This is a genomic window from Agarivorans sp. 1_MG-2023 (genome assembly GCF_030548385.1).
Lineage (GTDB): Bacteria > Pseudomonadota > Gammaproteobacteria > Enterobacterales > Celerinatantimonadaceae > Agarivorans.
In genome coordinates, this window is sequence record NZ_JAUOSJ010000017.1 from 48,905 (window position 1) to 73,380 (window position 24,476).

General features: G+C 44.6%; 25 protein-coding genes. 6 read left to right on the forward strand and 19 right to left on the reverse strand.

Annotation, left to right across the window (positions count from 1 at the left end):
* Positions 1-56 precede the first annotated feature (56 nt).
* Positions 57-584, forward strand: a complete 528-nt coding sequence (locus Q4592_RS19780; protein ID WP_303516400.1) for a histidine phosphatase family protein — start codon at positions 57-59, stop codon at positions 582-584.
* A 65-nt stretch (positions 585-649) separates the two neighbouring features.
* Here Q4592_RS19780 and Q4592_RS19785 read toward each other — a convergent pair whose 3' ends face one another.
* The 3 genes from Q4592_RS19785 to Q4592_RS19795 all read right to left on the reverse strand — a co-directional run bounded on the left by Q4592_RS19785 (position 650) and on the right by Q4592_RS19795 (position 2,025).
* Complete coding sequence (locus Q4592_RS19785) at positions 650-991, reverse strand: hypothetical protein (RefSeq protein WP_303516402.1); 342 nt, start codon at positions 989-991, stop codon at positions 650-652.
* 111 nt (positions 992-1,102) lie between these two features.
* Entirely contained in the window at positions 1,103-1,399 is a 297-nt protein-coding gene (locus Q4592_RS19790) for a hypothetical protein (RefSeq protein WP_303516404.1), read from the reverse strand.
* A gap of 53 nt (positions 1,400-1,452) precedes the next feature.
* On the reverse strand, positions 1,453-2,025 hold the full coding sequence (locus tag Q4592_RS19795; RefSeq protein WP_303516405.1) for a hypothetical protein: 573 nt from the start codon (positions 2,023-2,025) through the stop codon (positions 1,453-1,455).
* Positions 2,026-2,499: 474 nt separating this feature from the next.
* On the opposite strand from Q4592_RS19795, the gene Q4592_RS19800 reads away from it, so the two are divergent.
* The gene (locus Q4592_RS19800) at positions 2,500-4,914 is read left to right on the forward strand and encodes a glycoside hydrolase family 2 protein (RefSeq protein WP_303516407.1); all 2,415 of its coding nucleotides are present in this window, start codon (positions 2,500-2,502) and stop codon (positions 4,912-4,914) included.
* A 7-nt stretch (positions 4,915-4,921) separates the two neighbouring features.
* On the opposite strand, the gene Q4592_RS19805 is transcribed toward Q4592_RS19800, so the two are convergent.
* Positions 4,922-5,764, reverse strand: coding sequence for a LysR family transcriptional regulator (locus Q4592_RS19805; RefSeq protein ID WP_303516409.1), 843 nt, complete (start codon positions 5,762-5,764; stop codon positions 4,922-4,924).
* Positions 5,765-5,900: 136 nt separating this feature from the next.
* Between Q4592_RS19805 and Q4592_RS19810 the strand changes: the two genes are divergently transcribed.
* Positions 5,901-6,623: an SDR family oxidoreductase gene (locus tag Q4592_RS19810; RefSeq protein WP_303516410.1), complete on the forward strand. Its 723-nt coding sequence runs from the start codon at positions 5,901-5,903 to the stop codon at positions 6,621-6,623.
* Between the two features lie 78 nt (positions 6,624-6,701).
* On the opposite strand, the gene Q4592_RS19815 is transcribed toward Q4592_RS19810, so the two are convergent.
* Complete coding sequence (locus tag Q4592_RS19815; RefSeq protein WP_303516412.1) at positions 6,702-8,222, reverse strand: aldehyde dehydrogenase family protein; 1,521 nt, start codon at positions 8,220-8,222, stop codon at positions 6,702-6,704.
* Positions 8,223-8,473: 251 nt separating this feature from the next.
* On the opposite strand from Q4592_RS19815, the gene Q4592_RS19820 reads away from it, so the two are divergent.
* Positions 8,474-10,243, forward strand: coding sequence for a sigma-54-dependent Fis family transcriptional regulator (locus Q4592_RS19820; RefSeq protein WP_303516414.1), 1,770 nt, complete (start codon positions 8,474-8,476; stop codon positions 10,241-10,243).
* A 49-nt stretch (positions 10,244-10,292) separates the two neighbouring features.
* Here the strand turns inward: Q4592_RS19820 and Q4592_RS19825 are convergent, their stop codons facing one another.
* Positions 10,293-11,636, reverse strand: coding sequence for a glycosyl hydrolase family 8 (locus Q4592_RS19825; RefSeq protein WP_303516416.1), 1,344 nt, complete (start codon positions 11,634-11,636; stop codon positions 10,293-10,295).
* A 735-nt stretch (positions 11,637-12,371) separates the two neighbouring features.
* On the opposite strand from Q4592_RS19825, the gene Q4592_RS19830 reads away from it, so the two are divergent.
* Together Q4592_RS19830 and Q4592_RS19835 are read left to right on the forward strand one after the other, a co-directional pair.
* Complete coding sequence (locus Q4592_RS19830; protein ID WP_137671549.1) at positions 12,372-12,962, forward strand: PEP-CTERM sorting domain-containing protein; 591 nt, start codon at positions 12,372-12,374, stop codon at positions 12,960-12,962.
* Between the two features lie 110 nt (positions 12,963-13,072).
* A complete protein-coding gene (locus tag Q4592_RS19835; RefSeq protein WP_137671548.1) occupies positions 13,073-13,318 on the forward strand; it encodes a hypothetical protein in 246 nt (81 codons plus the stop codon).
* A 62-nt stretch (positions 13,319-13,380) separates the two neighbouring features.
* Here the strand turns inward: Q4592_RS19835 and lipA are convergent, their stop codons facing one another.
* The 13 genes from lipA to lptE form a co-directional block, all read right to left on the reverse strand.
* Positions 13,381-14,349, reverse strand: a complete 969-nt coding sequence (lipA, locus tag Q4592_RS19840; RefSeq protein WP_368411621.1) for a lipoyl synthase — start codon at positions 14,347-14,349, stop codon at positions 13,381-13,383.
* A complete protein-coding gene (gene lipB / locus Q4592_RS19845; RefSeq protein WP_303516419.1) occupies positions 14,346-15,002 on the reverse strand; it encodes a lipoyl(octanoyl) transferase LipB in 657 nt (218 codons plus the stop codon). Before lipB ends, lipA begins: the two co-directional genes overlap by 4 nt.
* Complete coding sequence (gene ybeD, locus Q4592_RS19850; protein ID WP_137671546.1) at positions 15,002-15,265, reverse strand: DUF493 family protein YbeD; 264 nt, start codon at positions 15,263-15,265, stop codon at positions 15,002-15,004. The genes lipB and ybeD overlap by 1 nt, the downstream gene beginning before the upstream one ends.
* A gap of 140 nt (positions 15,266-15,405) precedes the next feature.
* Positions 15,406-16,584: a serine hydrolase gene (locus Q4592_RS19855; RefSeq protein WP_303516422.1), complete on the reverse strand. Its 1,179-nt coding sequence runs from the start codon at positions 16,582-16,584 to the stop codon at positions 15,406-15,408.
* Between the two features lie 94 nt (positions 16,585-16,678).
* Positions 16,679-17,500 (reverse strand): septal ring lytic transglycosylase RlpA family protein, encoded by an 822-nt coding sequence (locus Q4592_RS19860; RefSeq protein WP_303516424.1) that lies wholly within the window; start codon positions 17,498-17,500, stop codon positions 16,679-16,681.
* On the reverse strand, positions 17,490-18,467 hold the full coding sequence (gene mltB / locus Q4592_RS19865) for a lytic murein transglycosylase B (RefSeq protein WP_303516425.1): 978 nt from the start codon (positions 18,465-18,467) through the stop codon (positions 17,490-17,492). The genes Q4592_RS19860 and mltB overlap by 11 nt, the downstream gene beginning before the upstream one ends.
* Positions 18,468-18,475: 8 nt before the next feature.
* Positions 18,476-19,588: a rod shape-determining protein RodA gene (gene rodA, locus Q4592_RS19870; RefSeq protein ID WP_303516426.1), complete on the reverse strand. Its 1,113-nt coding sequence runs from the start codon at positions 19,586-19,588 to the stop codon at positions 18,476-18,478.
* 2 nt (positions 19,589-19,590) lie between these two features.
* The gene (gene mrdA, locus Q4592_RS19875) at positions 19,591-21,453 is read right to left on the reverse strand and encodes a penicillin-binding protein 2 (protein ID WP_303516427.1); all 1,863 of its coding nucleotides are present in this window, start codon (positions 21,451-21,453) and stop codon (positions 19,591-19,593) included.
* 10 nt (positions 21,454-21,463) lie between these two features.
* Complete coding sequence (gene rlmH, locus Q4592_RS19880; RefSeq protein WP_303516428.1) at positions 21,464-21,934, reverse strand: 23S rRNA (pseudouridine(1915)-N(3))-methyltransferase RlmH; 471 nt, start codon at positions 21,932-21,934, stop codon at positions 21,464-21,466.
* Entirely contained in the window at positions 21,931-22,275 is a 345-nt protein-coding gene (rsfS, locus tag Q4592_RS19885) for a ribosome silencing factor (RefSeq protein ID WP_303516429.1), read from the reverse strand. The genes rlmH and rsfS overlap by 4 nt, the downstream gene beginning before the upstream one ends.
* 57 nt (positions 22,276-22,332) lie before the next feature.
* A complete protein-coding gene (gene nadD, locus Q4592_RS19890) occupies positions 22,333-22,980 on the reverse strand; it encodes a nicotinate-nucleotide adenylyltransferase (protein WP_303516430.1) in 648 nt (215 codons plus the stop codon).
* On the reverse strand, positions 22,967-23,977 hold the full coding sequence (gene holA / locus Q4592_RS19895) for a DNA polymerase III subunit delta (RefSeq protein WP_303516431.1): 1,011 nt from the start codon (positions 23,975-23,977) through the stop codon (positions 22,967-22,969). Before holA ends, nadD begins: the two co-directional genes overlap by 14 nt.
* Positions 23,978-24,472: an LPS assembly lipoprotein LptE gene (lptE, locus tag Q4592_RS19900; protein ID WP_303516432.1), complete on the reverse strand. Its 495-nt coding sequence runs from the start codon at positions 24,470-24,472 to the stop codon at positions 23,978-23,980.
* Positions 24,473-24,476 lie beyond the last annotated feature (4 nt).

A 24,476-nucleotide genomic window follows, 5' to 3' on the forward strand; every position in this document is an offset into this window, starting at 1 on the left:
CTTACACTAAAAGCCTGCTTTGCAGGCTTTTTTGTTTTTAGCACTAAGGAGTTTTAATGTCGCGACAGCTGTGGTTAATTCGCCATGCTAAATCCAGTTGGGATGAACCCCATTTGGCAGATAAGCAACGCCTCCTGGCACCGCGAGGCCACAAGGTCGCGCAGCTAATGGCGAGTCATTACGCTAGCCAGTTCTCGCAACTTGAATTAGTGCATTACTCACCAGCACTGCGTGCCCAGCAAACTTGCGAGTATTGGTTAGAACAGCGCAGCCAATACCTTAAAGGAAGTGATCTAGAAGTCGACCTTCAAATAAGCTGTGAAAACAGCTTATATACCTTTCGCTGGGCCGATTTACTGGTACATATTCAAGCCTTACCTAATCAAATAAACAAGATTGCTTTGGTAGGGCACAACCCTGCCTTTGAAGATTTGGTTAATTACCTCACGGGGGAAGATTTAATCAAGTTTCCTACCGCAAGCCTAGCGGTGATGGAAGCTGATTTAGAGTGGCAAAATTGGAGCGAGTACAGTGCCTGTTTACGCTTGTTTGATACACCTAAGAAGTTGGCCGAAAGGCTATAGGTTTGTGCGTACCGAATTCGGCTTGTGCAAGTGGGTTTACTAAGTGGGTTTACTAAGTGGGTTTACTAAGTGCAATCGAAGGCTTGATAAAGCTCCATATCAAAGGGCTGTCGCCAAACGTCATTTATAACAATGTAATCTGGATACAACGCAGCTTTAAAGTTTTCTGAGCGAAGTATTTTTTGTGGGAGGTAAGTGGCAGGTGCTTTGTCCCAAGTTCTCTCGTTGCTGGAAAACCAAGATTTGAGTTGATTGTATTCACCGCTACCTAACTGAATTAGGCATTCTGCCGTTTGTCGTCCATTTTTGTGAATACTTAGATTTAGGTTTTCACTGGGGATGTTCAAGCTTTCTGCGTCTTGGCATGATACCAAAAGAAGCCACAATGGAAGCAAAGTGTGTTTCATTTTCCTTACTTCCTCTAGTCCACGAAATCCGTCCGCGTGAGTTGGTTTGTTATGTGCAAGATACTGAAATAACGAAATAAACTACCCATTGTATGCTTATTGCTAAAGGAGTTATTTAATAGAAATAACTATTCGGTCACCATTCTCTTCAATTGTTGCAATAATACCTGCATACTTTTTCAATTTTTCATCTTTAGAAGCTTCTTGCAAGACCTCTGCAACGATTCCGTAAATTTGCTTCATTTCTCTACTACTTTTGGCTCCTGCATCCGTATCTCTCAATAAAAATTTTATTATAGATTCAGGTACAAGCTTTCCAGCTGTTACAACTATAAACAATGGTATTGTTACATTACGCTTTAAAGAGCATGATTCGATGTCAGTAATATTGATATTAAAAAAATTCATCAACACCTCGTTTTAGGTAATGCATAATATAAATACCAGCGCATAACGCCAAGTTATGCCTCTTTTGTTGAGATAGTAATGAATCCACCACTTCCTGTATTCAAATAAGTCGACTTGTGCTCACCCATTAGTGAGCTAAAATACTCAATTAAATAAATAAAATCATTTTTTGACGACAAGATACTTTCCCTTGTAATTTCCTTGTACCATTTAGGCTCTAACATTGGTTTTCTATTGCATTCTGCCTCAAGTTCGGCTTGAGAAGTGTACTCTCTCGAGCCTTCGACAAACTCTGGCTTTCCATGAGCTAAGCGATCTCTAATCTTAAATATTTTTGCTGCAAACTGGAGCTCTTTGCTTCCCCAATCAGTTTTCTTTTCAGCATGAGTATGAAGGACTTCAACCTTTTTCCGCCAAGACAACCTTTCTATATGATCCCAAATATCTATGTGCTTGCCACCTAAGTGGTTTAAGAATGACTCAATAGAGAAGGCTTGAAATACTATGATTGGCGTAAGTTCAATTGATGCGACATCAGTATTTTCTATAAGCCTATACATAGATATTAGAGCTGAAATATTGCGACTGTGCGCAGTAAACTCACTAAATTCTTTAAATTTTTCCATGATGTCCACATCTTTTATTGAGGCATAACAACTTATTAAGAGGAAGAAATCATCGTTTAAACAAGGAGTTATTACTCTTATCATACATTTGATAAAAGTCAGACTATCACCTTTTCTAAGCTACATCAGCTGACTAGCTCAAAAAATGATAAAAGCATCAGCATAAAAGGGTGCAAGATCTTGTAAAGAAAATGAATTGCCTTTTACGTGTGTAAAACGCAGTGATTTTACTCAGCGAAACTAGAAAAAGGTAAGAAGAGAATGAGTAATGAGAGCGTATAACTTAGGGCTAAGATAAGTATCTTCTCGGTATCATTGGTTTATAAATATGTCTCTTTTCTCTTGAAACTCAGTCAATCAACACCAGTAATTCTTGATGCTTCCCACAAAGCATTTTAATCTAAGTTGCCGCCCTTATTTGCTATGCGTAGGCTGCAGAATAAAGCAATGTTGTAAGGCTTAATAAGAGGCTAAATGACTCACTTAAATGTAAACCAAAATTTGCTATTAACTTCTCCCGATTACCCTGAGATTGAAATAGCTTGTCAGATCCCCGGTGATAATCATTCAGCCTTGCTAAACGCAGGCTTGATACCAGATCCTTACTCGAAATGTAACGAACAAGATGTGCAGTGGGTAGGGCAAGCTGATTGGCAACTGAGTACTGAGTTTGAGCTAAGTGATGAACAACTAAATCATGATTTTATTGAACTGGCTTTAAGCCGAGTAGATACGGTGGCCGACGTTTACTTAAATGACCAACTGCTGGCCAGTTGCGACAACATGTTTCGCTTATGGCGCTTTAACATTAAGCCGTTTGTTAAAGCTGGGTCTAATCAGCTTCGGGTGTATTTTCATCGCGCCGATGTTGCCGCCAAGCAACGCGCTGACAGCCTGCCTTTTGTTGTGCCTTCGTCCATGGGCAATAACCAAATTCCCTATATGAACAGTTTGCGTAAAAGCCAATGCCACGCGGGTTGGGATTGGGGCATTTGTTTAATGGTGAGCGGTATTTATGACCCAGTGCAAATTAAGCTGGCCAATCAAGCGAGATTGTTAAGTACCCAAATAGAGCAGCACTGGCAAGGGCAAGCTGTTGAGTTGGTGATTACCATAAAGCATGACCTTGATTGCTTGCAGCCTATTCACCTTATCCTTGACGACCAACATGTAGAGGTTATCCCAGAGCTAGATAGCCAGACCAGCGTGGCGCGCATTCATTTAGACAACCCAAAGCTGTGGTGGCCAGCAGGTTACGGCGAGCAGCCCCTGTATACGCTGCAAGTGAGTTTGGCTGAACAGCGCATTGAGAAAAAAATTGGCTTGCGAAAGCTAGAGCTAGATACGCGAGCCGATAGCCATGGTTCTGCTATGACCTTTGTGATTAACGGTTGCCCCATAACTGCCAAAGGCGCTAATTGGATCCCGCTGGATGCGATGCCATCGCGGCAAACACCCCAACGCTATAGGCAGCTGTTAAGTGATGCTAAAGCCGCCAACATGAACATGATTCGTGTGTGGGGCGGCGGCCAATATGAGGCCGATGACTTTTATCAGCTGTGTGACGAATTGGGCTTAATGGTGTGGCAAGACATGATGTTTGCCTGTTCATTGTATCCCTCTACCGATGACTTTGTGGCCAATGTGCAGCTTGAGTTAGCCGACCAAATTCAACGCTTACGCGACCATAGCTGTATTGTGCTGTGGTGTGGCGACAACGAAGTGATTGGCGCAATTAATTGGTACCCCGAATCTAAAACTAACCGTGAACGTTATGTGGTGAATTACGACCGGCTTAACCGTGCGGTTCAACAAGTGGTTGAGCAGCACGATGCTAGCCGCGTATTTTGGCCCAGCTCACCTTGTAATGGCGCATTAGATTACGGTGATGCGTGGCATGATGATAGCCAAGGTGATATGCACTTTTGGGATGTATGGCATTCGGGCAAATCCTTTGCGGCTTATCAAACCATAAAACCACGTTTTTGTTCTGAGTTTGGTTATCAATCTTGGCCATCCTTGGCCGAGGTAAAAACCTTTGTGGAGCCTGAAGACTGGAACGTAACTTCGCCCACCTTTGAGAATCACCAAAAGAACCCAAGCGGTAATAGCATTATTACTGAGATGTTTACTCGGCTGTTTCGCTTTCCTGCCTCTTTTGAACAGATGTTGTATTTAAGCCAAGTACAACAAGCCTTGGCGATTAAAACCGCTTGTGATTATTGGCGGGCTAATAGCCCAGTTTGCCGAGGCATGTTGTATTGGCAGCTTAACGATAATTGGCCAGTCAGTTCGTGGTCGAGCATTGAATATAGCGGCTGCTGGAAGCAACTGCATTACCACGCAAAACGCTTCTTCGCCCCGCAATACCTAAGCTTTGTAGAAAGCGATGAGGCTTTGGAGTTGCGCCTTATTAACGATAGCGCGAGTGCTAGTGTATTAGATTGCCAATTGCAGTTTGTTAGCTGGCAAGGAGAGGTAGGTTTTAGTAAGGCGCTAGAGCTTAATATAGCTGCCGATGCTAACGATGTGGTTTGGACGATGCCTTTGGCTGAGCTTGAGAAACAGCGTACTCAAGGCTTTTACATTGTGCAATGGCGCTCAAACGGAGACAAACTGCAAAACACTTGGGTGGGTGAAGCCTATAAAAGCTTAGCGATAGCCAAAGCTGAAGTGAGTGTTCAGCTCGATGAGGCAACGCAAAGCATTACTTTAAGCACTAACAAACCTGCTTTTTTTGTTCATTTAGAAAGCGACGCCAGTGGCCGTTTTTCTGATTCAAGTTTTACTTTGCTGCCACAGCAACCAATAAGCCTTAACTATATGGGTGATGAGTTTGAGCGCATGGCGGCTAGCTTGAGGGTGTATCACCTAGCAGATAGCTATTAGCGCCCGATTAGTTAAGCTCCCAAGTTTTAGCCGCGTCTAGCAGCGCGCTTAGCTCTGGCTTTGCGCTGGCACTGGCTTTTATGCACAAGCCAATGCTGCGATACATACGTGGCGCGAGTAACTTAACTTGTTGTAAATCGGCGGCGGTTTCTAATACGCCAGTAGGCAAGAATGATATGCCTACACCGGCGCTGACCAGGTGTTTTACTTGGGTTTTATGTTGGGCCTTGGCCACTAGGTTTACTGCAAATCCTTGCGAGGCCAGCAAGCTTAAGGTTTGCTGGTGAGCTTCGCAGGCCACGCATTCAATAAAGTCGTAGTTGTTTAGCGCGGCAATCTCTACTTGCTGCTGCTTGGCAAGTTCGTGCTGCTGAGGCACACACAATACGTAATCTTCATCCCACAGTGGAATAAATAATTCGTCTTCTTGCTTCAATACATCAAGGCTTAACCGAGCTTGCGCTTGAGTATCTTGATCGTCCAATAATTCAAATTTAAACAAGGGCTGTTGTTGCTTACAGTGAGCGATGAACTTAGCAAACAAGCTGGGGCTAATATCGTGAAAGTTAGCGAGCTTTAGCGGCAAGCTAGCGGGAAGGTTGGCAAACAAACTAGACATTTTGTTCAATTGACCCAGCGCTTGAACTGCCAAAGGATATAAATGGTGAGCTTGGTCGGTTAAATCTACCCCGCGTTTGTGGCGCACAAACAGTTGCACCTCTAGCTCTGCTTCCAGTTGCTTAATGGCCGAAGACAGTGACGGTTGCGACACAAAGCAGCGCTCGGCCGCTGCCGTCATCGAGCGTTCTTCAAACACCGCCACAAAACATTTAAGTAAACGCACATCCATAATTAAAACCTATGGTAACCAGAGGAAAACGATATTTTACACCTATATAAACCAGAACTATAGTTAGCGCCATTACCGAGCAGCAACATTTTTTAGCTGTTTGAGTCCTTTATAAATGTAGATTTGGAGAGTTACTATGTCTAAGCCTTTAGTGGTTATTACGGGTGCAAGTTCTGGTATTGGCGAAGCTTGCGCAAAAACATTGTCGGCAGCCGGACATCCTTTATTGTTAGTCGCTCGACGCATTGAGAAACTAGAAGCCCTAAATCTACCGAATACCCTTTGTCGGAAAGTAGACGTAACTGAACTGGGTGATTTTGAAGCGGCGATTAAAGACGCCGAAGCACAATATGGCCCAGTAGACATGTTATTGAACAACGCGGGTGTAATGTTGCTAGGAGCTGCTCACGAGCAAGCACCAAGCGAGTGGAAAACCATGTTAGACGTGAACGTGATGGGTTTACTAAACGGTATTCATCTTGTATTGGCGGGCATGAAGCAGCGCCAGCAAGGCACCATTATTAACGTTAGCTCTATTGCTGGTCGTAAAACCTTCCCAAGCCATGCGGCATACTGCGGCACTAAATTTGCTGTTCACGCGGTAAGTGAAAACATTCGTGAAGAAGTAGCGGGTGACAATGTTCGAGTAACCGTTATTGCCCCTGGCGCGGTAGAAACCGAACTGCTTAGCCATACTACTAGCCAAGAAATTAAAGACGGTTACGAAGTATGGAAAGAAGAAATGGGCGGTGTACTGAATACTCAAAACATTGCTGACGCTGTAGCTTATGCTTACGGACAACCGCAAAATGTGTGTATTCGTGAAGTAGTATTAGCGGCTACTGGGCAACCTGCTTAGTATTGGCCGTTGAAAGAAAAGAGAGCCTAGGCTCTCTTTTTTGCTTTTTGGATTGCTTTGAGTGTTTGTTGTTAAGAACTAAAAAAAGCCGAGCGGGTTTACGTCGTAACTTACTAATAAGTTTTTAGTATTTTGGTAGTGCGATATCGCCACTTGGTGGGTTTCGCGACCAATTCCCGAGCGTTTATAGCCGCCAAAGGCAGCGTGAGCAGGGTAGGCATGATAGCAATTTATCCATACGCGGCCTGCTTCAATTTTTCGTCCCATGCGTTGAGCCAAATTCATGTCTCTGGTCCACACTCCGGCGCCCAATCCGTATTCACTATCGTTCGCAATTTTTAGTGCTTCGGCTTCATCTTTAAAGGTGGTGACAGAAATTACCGGGCCAAATATTTCCTCTTGGAATACCCGCATGTCGTTGGTGCCTTTTAGTATGGTAGGGCGAACGTAGTAACCGTTGTTGTGCTCCCCCTCTAAGCTAGCGGTAACGCCCCCAGTTAAAAGCTCAGCGCCTTCATTTTTGCCAATTTCGAGGTAGCTCATAATTCTGTCTAGCTGCCCTTTAGAGACTTGTGCGCCTACTTGGGTATCGGTATCAAGAGGGTCACCTTGTTTAATGGTTTTGACACGCTCTAATACTCGCTGCATAAATTTGTCGTAAATAGATTCTTGAATTAATGCGCGAGACGGGCAGGTACATACTTCACCTTGGTTGAAGAACGCCAACAGCAAACCTTCAATGGTTTTATCTAGGTACTCATCTTCGTGATCCATGACATCGGCAAAGATGACATTGGGTGACTTACCACCAAGCTCAACGGTAGAGGGAATCAGTGATTCAGCCGCACATTTTAAAATGTGTTGGCCAATTTCGGTGGAGCCAGTAAAGGCTAATTTAGCAATACGCGGGCTAATGGCTAAGGCTTGGCCAGCTTCTTCACCCATGCCATTAACAATGTTAATGACGCCTTTGGGCACTATGTCTTCAATTAGCTCCATTAATACCAAAATGGATGCCGGAGTTTGCTCTGCCGGTTTTAGCACCACGCAGTTACCTGCAGCCAAGGCTGGACCGAGCTTCCAAGCCGCCATTAACATTGGGAAGTTCCAAGGAATAATTTGACCCACTACGCCTAATGGCTCTGGGAAGTGATAACTCACTGTATTGGCGTCTAGATCGGCAGCACCGCCTTCTTGAGCCCGAATACAGCCAGCAAAATAACGGAAATGATCAACCACCAAGGGTAAATCGGCGTTTAGTGTTTCGCGAATGGCTTTACCGTTCTCCCATGCTTCTGCCACTGCCAAATACTCAAGGTTTTGCTCAACTCTATCTGCAATACGCAATAACATATTTGAGCGCTCGGCGACTGAAGTATTGCCCCAGCTTTCTTTGGCTGCGTGGGCTGCGTCTAGTGCGAGGCCAATGTCTTGGGCATCTGAGCGAGCAACTCGGCAATATACTTCACCATTTACTGGTGAAGGATTATCAAAATATTGTCCATTTACTGGGGCGACCCATTCACCACCAATAAAATTGTTGTAGTGCTCTTTAAATGTAATTAATGAACCGCTCGTACCAGGCTGTGCATATAGCATCGTCAATTCCTTTTATAATTCTATTTGTTATTAAAGTGTTTCATTTTGTGGCGCGCTTATGGTGCGTGCTAACCCTATAGAGCAAGGCTTGCACCAAGTTGTAGAAACTTGTTGTTAATGAAATGTAAAGTTATGATTGACAAGGTAAACAAGTTTCTTGGGCGTGACGGGCTATAAAGCAGCGGAATGACTTAGCGTGTCACACTGTCATTATCTGACACAGTGGAAGTGTTACATTTTGGAACAACGCCATGATTAGCAAGCCGCAATTACCTAGCTCTATTGATGCTTCTTGGCTTCGCAGCCAGCATGCGGGTTTATCTGAGCAAGCTGCACCTACCGAGTTACGCTTATCGTCCAGTGATCTTCAGCAGCGCCACTATCAAAACCAACAGCTCATTACCTTGGTAGAGCGTTACGCCTATCCTTTGTTTGAACAGCTTATGGCACATACATCGAGCCGTTTGATTTTGTCAGACATGGATGGCTATGTGATTCAGTATTGGGGAATTGAGCGCTACAGCGATAAGTTGGCGAACATTGCGCTAGAAACTGGCGTGAATTGGCTGGAGCAATACAAAGGCACCAATGCAATTGGTACCGCTATTGCTACCCAAAAAGCGGTGGCAGTAATTGGTGAACAGCATTTTATAAAGCAACATCGTTTTATGAGCTGCACCGCTAGCCCTATTTTTTCGCCAAGTGGAGAAATGATAGCGGTGTTAGATATCACCAGTGAACAGCAGCGACATAATCAGCAAACTATGCATCTTAGTAGCAGCTTGGCTCAGCAAGTTGAAACAGCCTTGTTGTGTCAGCTACCGCAAAGCCACTACAGAATTGATTTGGCGGCGCAAGCTCACTTACTTAACTCTGGCTGGCAGGGCATTGTTGTTGCAGATAGTGAAGGCAAGATTGTTGGTCATAACCCAATGGCACAGCAGCTTATTAAGCGGCTCAGTATTGGCGAATCTTTAGCTGAGCACTTAGGTGAGCGATGGAGTAGTGAGGGGCAATCTGATAAAGCCAAATTACATTTACATACTCGAGCGCTTAAACCAAGTACCGCCAAGTATGAGGTGATTCACGCAGACAGCGAGCAAGATTTTAGCCTTGACCCAACGGTAAATAAGGCTTGGCAGCATGCGTTAAAAGTAGTGAGCAAATCGATTCCACTGTTAATTTTGGGCGAAACCGGTGTAGGTAAAGAACGCTTTGTTAAACGCTTGCATCAGCAAAGCCAGCGCTCGGATAAATTGTTGCAAGCAGTGAATTGTGCCGCTTTACCCAATGAACTGGTGGAGGCGGAGTTGTTTGGTTACCAAGCGGGTGCCTTTACCGGCGCTAACCCAAAAGGTTTTATTGGCAAAATCCGCCAAGCCGATGGTGGATTTTTGTTTTTAGACGAAATTGGCGAAATGCCCTTAGCCGCACAGTGCCGATTATTGCGTGTGCTGCAAGAGCGGGAAGTGGTGCCTATTGGCGGTAATCAAGCCTTTCCTGTTGATGTGCAAGTGGTGGCGGCTACTCACGTTAATCTAACTGAGCACGTGGCGAGCGGTTTGTTTCGAGAAGATCTTTTTTATCGGCTGAACGGTTTACAGATTTGCTTACCTGCACTGCGAGAGCGCAGTGATAAAAGCCAATTACTCAGGCAGTTACATCAGCGTTATTGCACAAATGAACAAGGCATTGACCTTGAACTATTTGCGAAGCTGCTGGCTTATGAGTGGCCAGGAAATATGCGAGAGTTAGACAACTTTATGCAGGTGGCGTGTTTATTGGCCGAGCAGCAAAGCCAGTTGAGTTGGAATGATTTACCAGAGTCTTTACAAAAGCAGTTAGCGAATTTGCCGTTAAGCAGTGATTCACCACCAAACGATCTTAAACAAACCATTGATGAGAATATTGTATCGGTGTATCAACGCTGCCAAGGCAACATCACTAAAGCCGCCAAGCAGTTAGGAATTAGCCGAAATACGCTGTATAGAAAGTTACGTAAACTGAAATTAAAACGCTAAACAAAAAAGAGAGCCGAAGCTCTCTTTTATTAGGCCTACTTAATGCAATTTATTGAGTTGCGTCAGTTGGGCCGTAAATTTGGTACTCACCTGCCATTTGTAGCACCGAGAACATATGTAATAAGCCGTCGTAGTAGCGCCATTTACCGGTTGGCGTGGCTTGCTTCCATAAACGTTCGGTAAACTCTTTTGCTTCTTGGCTGTTAGTAATCATAGCAGCGGTGCCGTTCATGGCATTTTGGCCAGAGCTGCCCCATTCAGAAACAATACGACCATCCATTTCATGGACTGCGTAGTTTTGTCCTTTACGCTTGTATTCATCTGCGTAGAAACCAATCATGCGGTCAGCGAGTTCTTGCTGTCTTGGGTCTGCGTTAAACCAATGGTGGTCCATGGCAATGTTACCAATCACGCGAAATGCGTCGTAACCTGATTTATGGCTAATGTCGTTAAATGACGTTTCTTGCGGAGTACCGTTAAAGGCTGCGTACTCTGAGTACAAACCTGTTTCAGGGTGTGCAGCGTTGTATAAGTAATCACGACTTACTTGCGCAGCGTCTGCCCACAGTTGATTATCTTCATCTGCCCAGCGAGCTAATAGTTCGTAAAACGCGGCTACGTGGTAAGAAGGGTCTGTGTAAACACCTAGGCCTTTCTCAGTCACAAACAAAATTTGTTTTTCATCGCGGCTGAACATTGTTACTTGCGAGTCGGTTTCTTGTTTGTTTACCATCGCTTGTAAAATCACGTTAGCTTCGTGTTTGTATTGATTGATCCCTTCACCTGCACCCCAGCGGTTTTCTGCAAAGAATAAGGCCATGGCAAAGTAAAGCTCACCATCTGGTGCTGGGTTTTCTGATTTGTGACCAAATGGCGCTGTCGCATTAAGGTGCCATGCAAAGTAATCTTGGTACCAACCGTCTTTATGCTGCATGTAAGTTTTAGAAAACTTCCATAGCTTGTTAAACATTTCTTGGTCGTCCATTTGCACGGCGATCATCATGCCGTAAGACATACCTTCAGAGCGAATATCGTTACTACCAATGTCTTTAATAAAGCCCATGTCGTCGCCAACAGGGAAGAAGACTGCTTCACCGCTTTCGCTACGAGAGTCTGAATAAAAGAGCTGTTGGTAAGTATCGTTAACTTTTTTGCTCACTTGTTCTGGGCTAGCAATACCTAACTCGACAAATGCATTGCGGTATTCACCGCTGTAAAATGCACCAGGCGCGGTGTTTGCTACATTCGCTACAGCTGTGCTCTGTGCTGGTGTTGACGACTTCTCTACTGGCGCAGCGCAAGAGGCTAGGCCTAGCGGTAAAGCGCAAAACGCCACCGTTTTTACAAGCTTGATTAAAGCATTGCTTTGAGTACTCGAAATATTCATTGTCATAATAACGTTCGCTACCTTTTTACTCAGGTTATTGGTTTTCTACGGGTCTATTTGGGAATGGAACTAACTCGTATTTCTACTCCAGACTAGAGTAACTGTGATATTGCTCATACTGTGAATTTGCGTAAAATCCTGTGAAATCTGGATTGTTTGCGTGGCTTCTCATAACACGATTTACGTTTTTTCTTGTTCGCTATTTACAAATAAAGGTCTGTATAAACCTACCTTAGTAAAGTGTCGGGTTTCTTTACAGTTGTTCTTTTGTAGTAATTTAAGCAATAAATGGAGTTTTTAGCCATTCAGTTTGCGTCATGAACTTTTCATAAAAAAATAGTGTAAAAGTAGTGATTTTGTAGGTTTTTAATAAAGCGATGGATTGTTCTGCATTTTAAATTTTATCGTATAGAAGCCAGTGCTTCTTGCTTCATATTTTCAATCATTCCGAATTTTTAAAATTATCAGTAGTGAGCATCTATAGCCGATCTGCTTAGTCATAATGATTAATTGTCATATAATCCCCTAATTTTATTGAAGATTTAGTTATAAGCATTGTGTCGGTTAAACTTACATTAGATGTGATGTGGATCACTGTCTGTTTTTGAGTGAATAGTTAATTAACGATATAAAACAATATCTTAGATGGGTTTTCAGGTTTTTTTTAGAACTGGCTTAGTACTTGCGATAGTTGAGGTGCATAAAAGGAAGACTTTTTTTCAACAGCAAAGGACTTGAGCGATGAAAGCACTACTTTCAACCCTAACGACACTCTTGATGGCCGTGTCTATAAATGCAAATGCAACAGTGATGTTAACCAGTGAAAATCCAGCACAAGCACCGGGAGTGGCAACTTATTTAGGTGATTTTCCAACACCTTTTAGTGACCCAGCTTCAGTTATCGGTGTTCCAATGGCTCAAACAGTATTTGATGTAGGCAGTGATATTCGTGCCGCATTCATGTTAGACCTTGATATGTTGGATCAAACGCAAGATGAAGGAACAGGTGGCTACTTAAACGGACTATTGGACCTAGAGTTTTACTGGTTTAATGGCGGCGATTTAGTGTGGCAAAACTACAACCCTTACACGTGGCTTCAAATTGAAGATTGGCAAGCAGATTTTGATGTACTGTCGGTATGGAGTGATACCTCTTTGTTTGATGCTGGTCTAGTGACTAGTGGTGAATGGACAGTAGTTGCAGCCGTTGAGGGCGCGGTAGTAGGCGGGCAGCAGTTTTCTGTTCCTGAGCCTGCGAGCTACGCCTTAGCGTTGTTTGGTTTACTGGCTATTTTTGGAAGAAAAACACGCAATACTTTTTTTGCTAAATAAACATATAACGATTGGCAAGGTCATTAAATGGTCATTTAATTAATCTTGTCAGTAGGTGTTTTTATATGTATTTTATGTTTTATTCGATGTTGTAACTGAAGGAGCCAATTATGGTTTATTTGAAACGGACTTTGACAGCGGCTTTGTTGTTTTCAAGCGGCTATGCCATGGCGGTTGATGCGCCAGCGGCAGCTACGTTGCCGTCTCCAAGTGATTTGTTTGCGGCGATCAATGCGGGTACTCCAATTAGCACTGCTGATTTATTGGCTAGCGCTGGTTTACCCGATTTTGTGCCTAGCCTACCAGGTAACGGTGGTGGCCCTGGCGGCGGTGGTTTAACAGCCTCGCCAAATTAGTCGCTTATAAATTAAAAAGAGAGCCTTGAGGCTCTCTTTTTTTATCTTTAATTTAGTGGTGCTTACTTAACTTCTTCGCCTTTGGCTTGTAAGTCAGCATGATAGCTTGAACGTACCAATGGGCCACAAGCAGCATGCGTAAAGCCCATGGCTTCTGCCTTAGCTTTTAGCTCTTCAAACTCTGCTGGTGGTACATAGCGCTCAACAGGCAAATGGTGGCGACTAGGTTGCAGGTACTGGCCTAGTGTTAGCATGGTTACGCCGTGGTCGCGTAAGTCTTGCATCACTTGCAAAATCTCTTCGTTGGTTTCGCCTAAACCCATCATTAAGCCCGATTTAGTCGGTACCTCTGGGTGTAGCTCTTTAAAGCGTTGTAGCAAGGTGAGTGACCATTGGTAATCTGAACCTGGGCGTACTTGCTTGTATAAACCAGGTGCGGTTTCTAGATTGTGATTGAAAACATCTGGTGGAGTTTTATCAAGAATTTCTAATGCGCGATCCATACGACCTTTAAAGTCTGGCACTAGGGTTTCAATTTGAATATGCGGGCTATGCTTGCGAATTTCGCTTACACACTCTGCAAAGTGGGCAGCACCGCCGTCGCGTAAATCATCCCGGTCAACTGAGGTTATCACCACATATTTCAGTTTCATATCCGCGATGGTAGCAGCCAGCTTGGTTGGTTCGTCGGCATCTAAGGCAAGCGGTTTGCCGTGGCCAACATCACAGAACGGGCAGCGGCGCGTACATATGTCGCCCATAATCATAAAGGTAGCGGTGCCGTGGTTAAAACACTCTGCCAAGTTAGGACAAGAAGCCTCTTCACACACCGAATGCAAGTTATGCTTACGCATTGCACTTTTAATTTCGTTAATACGGGTGCTGTCTGATGGAAGTTTGATACGCATCCATTCTGGCTTGCGTAACATGGTTTCCTTTTCAGAGGGTATTACCTTCACTGGAATAAATGCCATTTTGTCGGCATCTCGAAGTTTTACTCCGGGCTCCATACGCGCTTTTTTTGCACTCATAGTGTGGGCAGTCCTTGTTGCTGTTCTGTATTGTTGTAAGCCAGTTGCGAAACCAATACTTGGGTAAGGGTTGTGGCAAGCTGCTCAACGGTGAGGGTCTTGTTAAAGTCACTGACTTGAGCCATTTCTAGGCCGGCGTAGCCGCATGGGTTTATTAGCAAAAACGGACTTAGGTCCATGTCTACGTTTAATGCTAATCCATGAAAAGAGCAGCCTTTGCGAATACGTAAGCCTAAAGAAGCAATTTTCTTGTGGTCTACATAAACGCCGGGTGCATCTTTTTTGGCATAGGCTTCAATCTGGTAAGCGCTCAGTGTTTCAATAATGCTCTGTTCAATAATGGTGACTAAATCACGCACACCTAGTTTGCGACGACGAATGTTCAGCAGTGGATAAGCCACTAATTGGCCAGGACCGTGATAGGTTACTTGCCCACCTCGGTCGGCTTGAACAATCGGAATATCGCTGCTGGCTAACAGGTGTTCTGGTTTACCCGCTTGGCCTTGGGTAAACACCGCTTGGTGTTCAACCAGCCACAACTCATCAGCCTGTTCGGCACCGCGTTGATCAGTAAAGTCACGCATTGCTTGAAAGACTTGATTGTATTCTTGTAAGCCTAAATGGCGAACTACTAGGGTGTTTTGGTCAGACATTACAGTACGTGGCGTACGTCTTCAATAGCACCAATTTGCGTGTAGAGGTTTTCAATATGCTCTTTGCTCGTCACTTTTACGACGAGAGAAATTGCTTTGTAGTTACCTTTACTGCTTGGGCGCGTTTTAGGGCTGTAGTCACCAGGTGCTAAGCTTTGGATTACGCTTAGTACTTGATCTTCTAGGGTGTCGTTATTTACCCCCATGATTTTGAAAGTAAAATCACACGGGAATTCTAAATACTCATCGAATTTGGTTTGCATATCTGACCTAAGAAAACTGATTTAAGCAGCGACGTTGAGTCGAGCTAAAAATAAAAAACGCGTTATTCTAACGCGTTTTTGTGATCTTTGCCTAAGAATTCCGCATATCGCTTTAGCGAGTATGCAGGGGGCTATTGGGTTTAGCTAAACAATGAAGCAAAGAACAGTTTTATGTAGTCGAGTAAACGTTTGAAAATGCCGCCTTGTTCTACATCTTGAAGAACCACTAGCGGGTATTCTGCCACGTCTTCATCACCCACTTGGAAGTAAACAGAACCAACCGTTTGGCCTTTACTCAGTGGGGCTTTTAGCTCTTCTTTTAGCTCAAAGCTGGCTTTTAGTTGTGCCGCTTGACCACGTGGCAAAGTTAACGCGATGTTTTGATTAACGCCGAGTGACACAGAGTCTTGCTCAGCCATCCATACGGTTTGCTCTACAAAGCTATCGCCTGCTTGATAAGGTTTAACGGTTTCAAAGAATCTGAAGCCCCAGTTAAGCAGTTTTTTACTTTCTGCTGCGCGTGCTTTTGATGAGTTGGTTCCCATTACAACGGCCACTAAACGCATGTCATTATCGGTAGCTGACGATACTAGGCTGTATCCCGCTTTGCTGGTGTGGCCGGTTTTCATGCCGTCTACATTTAGGCTTTTATCCCAAAGTAGGGTATTGCGGTTATGCTGAGTAATGCCATTAAAGGTGAACGCTTTTTCTTTGTAGATGGCGTACTCGTCTGGCACATCTCGAATCATAGCAGTGGCTAATACGGCCATATCTTTCGCGGTAGTGTATTGCTCGGTGCTATCTAAGCCGTGGCTGTTGGCGAAGTGGGTATTCACCATGCCTAGGTGGTCAGCCCACGAGTTCATTAAGCTGGCGAATGAGTCTTCACTACCGGCAATGTGCTCGGCCATGGCTACACAGGCATCGTTACCAGATTGGATAATGATGCCACGGTTAAGATCGGCGACCTGAACTTGCTTACCCACTTCAATGAACATTTTTGAAGAGTCGGGGAAGTTTTTCGACCACGCCTTTTCACTAATAGTTACCATATCGTTCGGGTTAAGTTTGCCTGACTTGATCTCTTTACCAATAATGTAGCTGGTCATTATTTTGGTTAAGCTGGCAGGCGCTAGGCTATCTTCTTCGTTTTCTGAAGCCAGTACTCGGCCTGAATCGAAATCGACTAGGTAGTAGGCTTTGGCTGAAATAATAGGGGCGTTGGGAATGACTTGTGGAGCCGCGAAGGCCACGCTCACACTGCTTGCAATCAGAAGCGCTGAGGCGCAGCTAACACGCTGAAATACATTTTTAATCATGGTTGGCTCTTTGGCTTGTTAGTCAATAAAACACGGACGGCAAACACTATAGCAAAACTTAGGCGGTGTTTGTTAGTATCCTGCTGTAAATCCGCTAGTTTGCTTTTAGATTAATAATATAGGCATCTTTATAGTGGCCTTTTTTCATATTAGCTAAGTACTTTTCGGCGCTAAGTACATCGTAATAAGGCCCTAAACGAAGCTTTGTCCAACCGTTTTCATCAATGAGTTGGGTGGGCAGCCCATCGGCTTCTAGTTGGTTTTGGTGTTGTTTAATAACTTGCTGATTTTTGCTGGCCAGCAGTTGCACGTAATACTGCTTACCATCACCAGAAGCGGCATCTAGTTCTTTATTGTTGTCGAAGCGTAGTAGCTTTATTTTAACCTTAGCAGTGCCAGATTTGAGCATATCTAGCTTATAGGCTGCTGCGTAGGATAAATCGATAATGCGTTTTTGGTGGAAGGGGCCGCGGTCGTTCACTCGCACAATAACGGTTTTGTTATTAGCCAAGTTTGTCACTTCAACATAGCTCGGTAGCGGTAGATTTTTATGGGCCGCCGACATGCTGTACATGTCATAAATCTCGCCATTGGAAGTGAGATGGCCATGGAATTTTTTACCGTACCAAGAGGCTTCACCTTCAATTTCGTGTTCTTCAATTTCACGCCATACTTTGTAGCTTTTACCACGCACCGTGTAATCTCGATTCCCTTGGCGGCTGTATGCCTCAAAGCGAGGGATTGGATCTTCTAAATGTGCTAATTCAGGCGCAGAATCTGGCGCTTGGTCGTTGCTCATCCCATAGCGCTGGTTGCTACTGGGCGAAGAACTACATGCGCTAAGCGCTAAGGCCAGCATTACACTGGCCATATAAGGGCTTAGTGACAGCACACTTGATAAACGCCTATTTTGCATTTAGCTTTGCCTTGGCTTCTCTTAACTGTTCGCTGAATTGATAAACCGCCATTGCATACAGTGGGCTGCGGTTATAGCGAGTAATTACATAAAAGTTGTGCTCGGCAAGCCAATAGCTATGTCCGTTGGCTTCTTCCAGCTCTAGCAGTTTGACTGGGGTTTCAGCAGCAAGCTTTGTAGTGCTGGTAATGCCGCTTTGTTCAAGTTGTTGCCAGCTATCTTTTATCTTTAAGTCACTGCTTAACCAAGGCTTCGCTTGAGTGGCAGTAGATTGCGCAGAATGCACCACTGGTTCACCCAGTTTCCAACGGTGTTCGCTAAAGTAATTTGCTACGCTGCCAATGGCATCAACAGGGTTATTTAGCATATCAATTTCACCATCTTGGTCAAAATCGACACCGTAATGAATGTAGCTTGATGGAATAAACTGGCCAAAGCCCATTGCGCCTGCATAAGAGCCTTTTACTTCATTTAGTTGCCAGCCTTGCTGTTCTGCTAAGCGAATAAAGTAGGCGAACTCTTTACTGAAAAACTGGCCGCGTTTAGGGTAGTGAAAGCCTAAAGTATATAGAGCGTCAATCACTGGGTAAGTGCCTTTATGGCGGCCGTAGTAGGTCTCTACGCCAATTATCGCCACGATAATTTGGGCCGGGACATTAAACTCTTTTTCAGCACGTTCAATGGTGGCTTGGTGCTCTTGCCAAAAGGCAAGGCCGGCTTCTAAGCGTTCTTCAGTGAGAAATAGATCGCGATACAAATGCCAAGGTCTGGCTTCCCAAGGACGAGTAATCGCATCAATCACTGCTTGCTGATATGTGGCTTGTTCTGCCGCTTGCTCTAAACTGGCGAGCGGAATATTGAGTTCTTGGCTTAATGCTTCAATACGTTGCTGTTGTTCGTTATTGGCGAGAGCGGTGCTCGACCAAAGTTGAGACAAGGCAAGTACTAAGCAACAACATAAGCGCATAACAATCCTTATTGGGCATAAAGCCGTTTGTGGGTGTGGACAGACATCAGAATGCCAAATCCTGCCATCAGTGTCACTATCGAAGTGCCACCGTAACTCACTAAAGGTAAAGGAACCCCAACGACTGGCAATAAACCACTTACCATTCCAATGTTTACAAATATATAAACGAAAAAGGTGAGGATAATACAGCCTGCCAGTAAGCGGCCAAAAGCGGTTTGTGCTTGAGTAGCTATAAACAAGCCGCGGCCAATAATGTAAAAGTACAAACACATTAATAACACCACACCAATAAAACCAAACTCTTCGGCAAACACCGCAAAGATGAAATCTGTATGTCGCTCTGGTAAAAAATCTAGCTGTGATTGGGTGCCTTGCAGCCAACCTTTACCGGTAAAACCACCCGAGCCAATGGCAATTTTAGACTGAATAATGTGGTAACCCGCACCTAGCGGGTCGCTCTCAGGATTCAGTAAAGTTAGTACTCGCTGACGCTGATAGTCACGCATCAAAAAGAACCATAATAGAGGGATGAAGGCCGCCACTAAACCGCCTGCAGCCGCCACTAAACGCCAGCTCATACCTGCTAGGAATAAAGCAAAAATACCCGATGCGGCTACCAATAAAGAGGTGCCCAAATCAGGTTGTTTAGCAATTAATAACGTAGGGCCAATGGCGATGGCTGCACCAACACATAAGTGTTTAAAACTTGGCGGAAGAGGGTGTTGGCTGATATATCGGGCCACCATTAGAGGGACCGCTAACTTCATGATTTCGGAAGGCTGAAAACGTATCACGCCTAAATCTAACCAGCGCTGTGCTCCTTTACCTACATCACCCACTACTAAAACCGCAATAAGCATAAGCAGGCCACTAAAAAAGAATAGCGGCGCCCATCGCATATAAACATCGGGGGGAATTTGTGCCAGTACAAACATCACTACAAGGGCTAAAGAAATGCGCACGAATTGGCGGTTTAGCATGGCACTGCTTTCGCCGCTGGCACTGTATAAAACAAACAGACCTAAACCAATTAAGGTCACTAAGCCTAGTAGTAGTGGCCAATCAAGGTGCAGCCTCCACCATAAAGAGTTTTTTTGCTCTTGGCTGTAGTTGCCCATGCTTACAATTGATCCTTAGCGTCAAAATAACTATCGAATAACTCACGGATAACTGGCGCTGCATTTGAACTGCCTCCACCGGCGTTCTCTACTACCACAGAGGCCACAATCTCGGGTTTTTCAAAAGGGGCGTAGGCAACAAACATGGCGTTATCTCGGTGTTTTTCTTTTAGGCTTTCTGCATCATATTCCGCATCATCGGCGATGCTAACAATTTGCGCGGTGCCCGACTTACCAGCGGCTACGTAGCTTGTGTCTTTAAACGCTTTACGCGCTGTGCCGTTGCTTTTGTTGATAACCCCATACATGCCATCTAAGGCTACTTGCCAATTCTTCTCGCTGTTTAGTGCGATTGGTGCTTGTACCTGTGGCGGCAAGCCAATGTGTGAGTTGGCATCTCCCACGCTTTTAAGTATTCGCGGGGTAATAATTTTGCCTTTGTTAACCAAGATGTTGGTTGCTTGGGCGAGCTGTAAAGGAGTGGTTGTCCAGTAACCTTGGCCAATGCCTACCGAAATCGTGTCACCTTGCCACCAAGGTTGGCGATAACGGGCACGTTTCCACTCGCGGCTAGGCATATTCGCACGACTTTCTTCGTGAATATCAACACCGGTATATTTACCAAAACCAAACTTGCTCATATAAGCATGCATTTCATTAATGCCGGTTTCGTAAGCCAATTTGTAGAAGTAGGTATCAACACTTTGTTCAATGGCTTTATATACGTCTACCCAACCATGCCCCCAACGCTTCCAATCACGAAAACGGCGCTTGGTATTAGGAATTTGGAACCAGCCTGGATCCCAAATACGTTGCTCTACGCTAATTTTACCCAGTTCTAGGCCCATTACCGCTAGCTGCGGTTTTACGGTTGAAGCTGGCGGGTAAACCCCTTTTGTTGCGCGGTTGATCAGAGGGCGGTCGGTAGAGTTGAGTAGCTTATTGTAGTTCTTACTACTGATGCCATTTACGAATAGATTAGGGTCGTAGCTCGGGCTAGACACCATTGCTAATACACCGCTGGTTTTAGCGTCTAATAATACAGCAGAACCACGGCGACCAGCCAACAAACGTTGGGCTTCTAATTGCAGGCGAATATCTACGTTGAGGTAAAGGTCTTTGCCGGGAATTGGCGGCACGATTTTCATGGTGCGAATAATACGACCACGGTTATTTACTTCTACTTCTTGGTAACCAACGCTGCCATGCAGAATTTCTTCGTAGTAACGCTCAATGCCTTGCTTGCCAATGGTGCGAGTCGCATCGTACTCAGCCAGTTTGTTTTCTTTCTCGAGGCGCTCTAAGTCTTTCGCATTAATTCGAGCAACGTAACCGAGTAGGTGAGTAAGGCTATCGCCGTAGGGATAGAAGCGAATTAAACTCGCATCAATACTTGCCCCATGAAACTTGTGTTGCTGCACGCTAAACATTGCCACTTGTTCGTGGCTAAGTTGCGATTTAAGCACTACCGGTTTAAAGCGACGAGTATGTTTACGGTTTTGCTCAAAGCGTTCAATATCGTTTTCGCTCAGTTCCAGTAATTCGGATAACTCAAGGATCATCTGATCCAAGTTGTCGACGTTTTCGGGGATGATTTCTAAGCTAAAGTTAGGGCGATTCTCGGCCAGTAGCGCACCGTTGCGATCAAACACCAGCCCACGAGGTGGCGCCAATGGCAGTACTTTAATGCGATTATCATTTGAGCGGGTGGTGTAGGTGTCGTGTTGCTCAAACTGGAGGTAATGAAGATTACCAAGTAATACACAGATTAAGGCAAAAGTACCAATAATCGAGACGAGTGAGCGGCGGTTAAATAACCGTGATTCCGCCGAGTGGTCCCGCATTGCGACGCGTTGTCTTGCCATATCTTAGTGATTATTCTCTATGGTAGGGGTGATTGGCTGTTACGCTCCAAGCGCGATATAGCGTTTCGGCTACTATCACTCGTACCATGGGATGAGGCAGTGTTAAGGCTGACAAAGACCAGCGTTGCTCAGCAATAGCGGTGCAACTAGGGGCAAGGCCTTCTGGCCCGCCAATCAGTAAACTTACGTCGCGGCCGTCCATTTTCCATGCGTCTAATTGCTTAGCAAGCTGTGGCGTTGTCCAAGCTTTACCGGTGACTTCTAAGGTCACCACTCGGTTACCTTTAGGAATGACCGCTAAGGTAGCTTCACCTTCTTTATCGAGTATGCGCTTTATATCGGCATTTTTACCGCGATTTCCGGCTTTTACCTCGATTAACTCTAGCGGCATATCCTTTGGGAAGCGACGTGCATATTCTTGATAGGCAGTCTCAACCCAGGCAGGCATCTTAGTACCTACCGCCACTAACTGGATTTTCATCCGGCTTTAGACTCAGAAACAGCTGGAGCCCATAGCTTTTCTAATTGGTAGAAGTCACGCGCGCTGTCTTGCATTACATGCAAGACCACATCGCCTAGATCAACCAATACCCATTCAGAGTCATCAACGCCTTCAATGCCAATCACTTCTAATTCAGATAGCTTGGCTTCTCTGATGACGTTGTCGGCGATAGATTTAACGTGGCGTTTTGAATTACCGCTACAAATAATCATTGTATCGGTTACGTTAGAGAATTGGCTTACGTCTAGATTTTGAACATCTCGACCTTTCATATCTTCGATTTTGTCTACAACAAAATCAATCAGTTGTTGGTTTTGCAACAAAAGAACCCCAATTTTGGACTAAAAGATAAGTATATCACGCTCTGTCAGGCTAGGTTAAGCACCGTAAAGCTTATGTTGGATAATATAATTTACGGCAGATTTAGGCAGTTGATTTTTCAATGATTCAAGCTCAGCTTTTTGGGCGAGTTGTAAGCGAATTTGGCTAGAAGATATTGCCATTGGTTGTAATTCGCAAAAATACACGTGACCCGCTTGCTGTTGATGTAATGTCTCAATGTTTTCACATCGCTTTGGTGCTAACCAAGCGCTAAGTTGCGAAGATATATCCAGCTGGTAACCGGGCCGAGCAATGACAATGATATGGGTATGTTTGGTGAGGTTTTGCCAATCTCGCCATTTATCTAAGTGATTAAAAGAGTCTAAACCCATCACAAAGGCGATATGATTATTGGGGAACTCTTCGGCAAGCTCGGCCAAGGTATCGCTAGTATAAGAGGCCCCTCCTCGTTCTACCTCTCGCCAATCTAGGTTTAGTTGAGGATAGGCTTCAAGCGAGGCTGCTAACAGCTGCTTGCGATGCAAAGGCGAACTAAATTGTTTGGCTTTTAGCGGCGATAGCGCATTGGGGAGCAAAGTAATATCTTGTGCTTGAGTGGCTGCTAGTAATAGCTCTGCACTACGAATATGACCCAGATGAATGGGGTCAAATGATCCACCAAAAAAAAGCTTAAGCGTGCTCATGAGATGGCGAAGCAAGCTCGAATACTAAGCGTTCTAATTGATGCCAAGCTAAGTCACCTGCAAATTGTTTAATGGCTTGGTCAATAGCTGCAACTTGCAAGCGCGCTTGATTAATTTGCTTAGCGCTATAACGTTTTGCCGCGCTGCTTATTAAGCCCTGGCGTTTGTTCCACACACCATGTTGCTTAAACAAACTTGAATGATGGCTAGTGGGCTGTTCTTGAAGCAGTTGCAGTAACTTAAATTCTTTGTCTAAACCCCAGTTAATCAGGGTCGGTTCTTCGCCTTCTAGCTGTAGCTGTTTGATAATTAACAGGCTGCGTTGAAAGTCAGCAGCGAGCAAAGCATCAACTAATTGAAAGCTGGAAAAGTGGTTGGCATGAGACAAGCCCGCTTCAATTTCTTTTAAGGGAGGTAGTTGTTGCCCCCAGCGCAAGGCAATGTTGTTAATTGCTTGGCTAAGCGCTAACAGGTTTCCTTCATAGTAGTGCACCAATAACGCGATTAAGTCGTTATTTGTTGGAAGTTGCTGCTGAGCTAATCGTTGTCTAACCCAAGCTTGTAGCTGCCCACCCTCAGGTGGGTAAATCATCACAACCAAACCTTGCTGGTCAATAAATTTGTACCAGTTTTGCTTTTCGTTGGCTTTGGTTACTTTAGGCACACTTAATAACAAGCGTGTTTCTGGATTGATCAGCGGTAATAGCTCATCCAGTTGATTTTGAATGGCTTTGTCTGGCACGCGATCTAATTGCAGCTCAATCAGTCGATATTGGCTGAATAGCGATAGCTCCGACATGGCGTCAAATATGCTCGACCATTGAAACTCTGCATCTAAAGTAAATTTTAAGCGTTCTTCGGCTAAACCCTGCTGTTGCAGTTGCTGGCGAATGCTATCAATACTTTCGATTTTGATTAAAGGCTCTTCTCCCGCCACCAAATAGCAGCTAAATTTAGCTGCATTTTGTTGTGACAGACGGTCGGCATAAACTTTCATTTACCAACTTACCGTGGCAAGTTGACGCATGATTTGGTCGGCGGCCATTGTGCGCAATTCATCGTACAGTAACTCTCGCTCGCGTTGTTTAGCTAAGGCGGCTAGCGGGTTATCTTGGAAGTCTCGGTGCAGCTGTACGCTAATTGGATAGTTACCTTCCTCAGCAATTTGTAGGTAGCCACCCACTTGATAGCTCAGTTCGTATTCAGCTACTTGGCCATTTTCAAAGAGTGAAAGTGTACGTTTGCTAATATTTTCGCCACTTAAGTGCAGGGTGGGGATGTCGCCTTGTGGAAACTCAAATACTGCTACATTGTTTTGAGTGAGCTGGCGTTTTACCTCACGAACCAATGGGCTAAATTCATCGCTGGAAGACACATAAATTTGGGTGAGTTTATCATCGAGTAAATAACTGCCGCGTGGAGCAAAGCCACAAGCACTTAATAAACTGATGCTCAATATTAAAAAGCCGTAACTAAAAGTTTTTAAAGTCATGCTA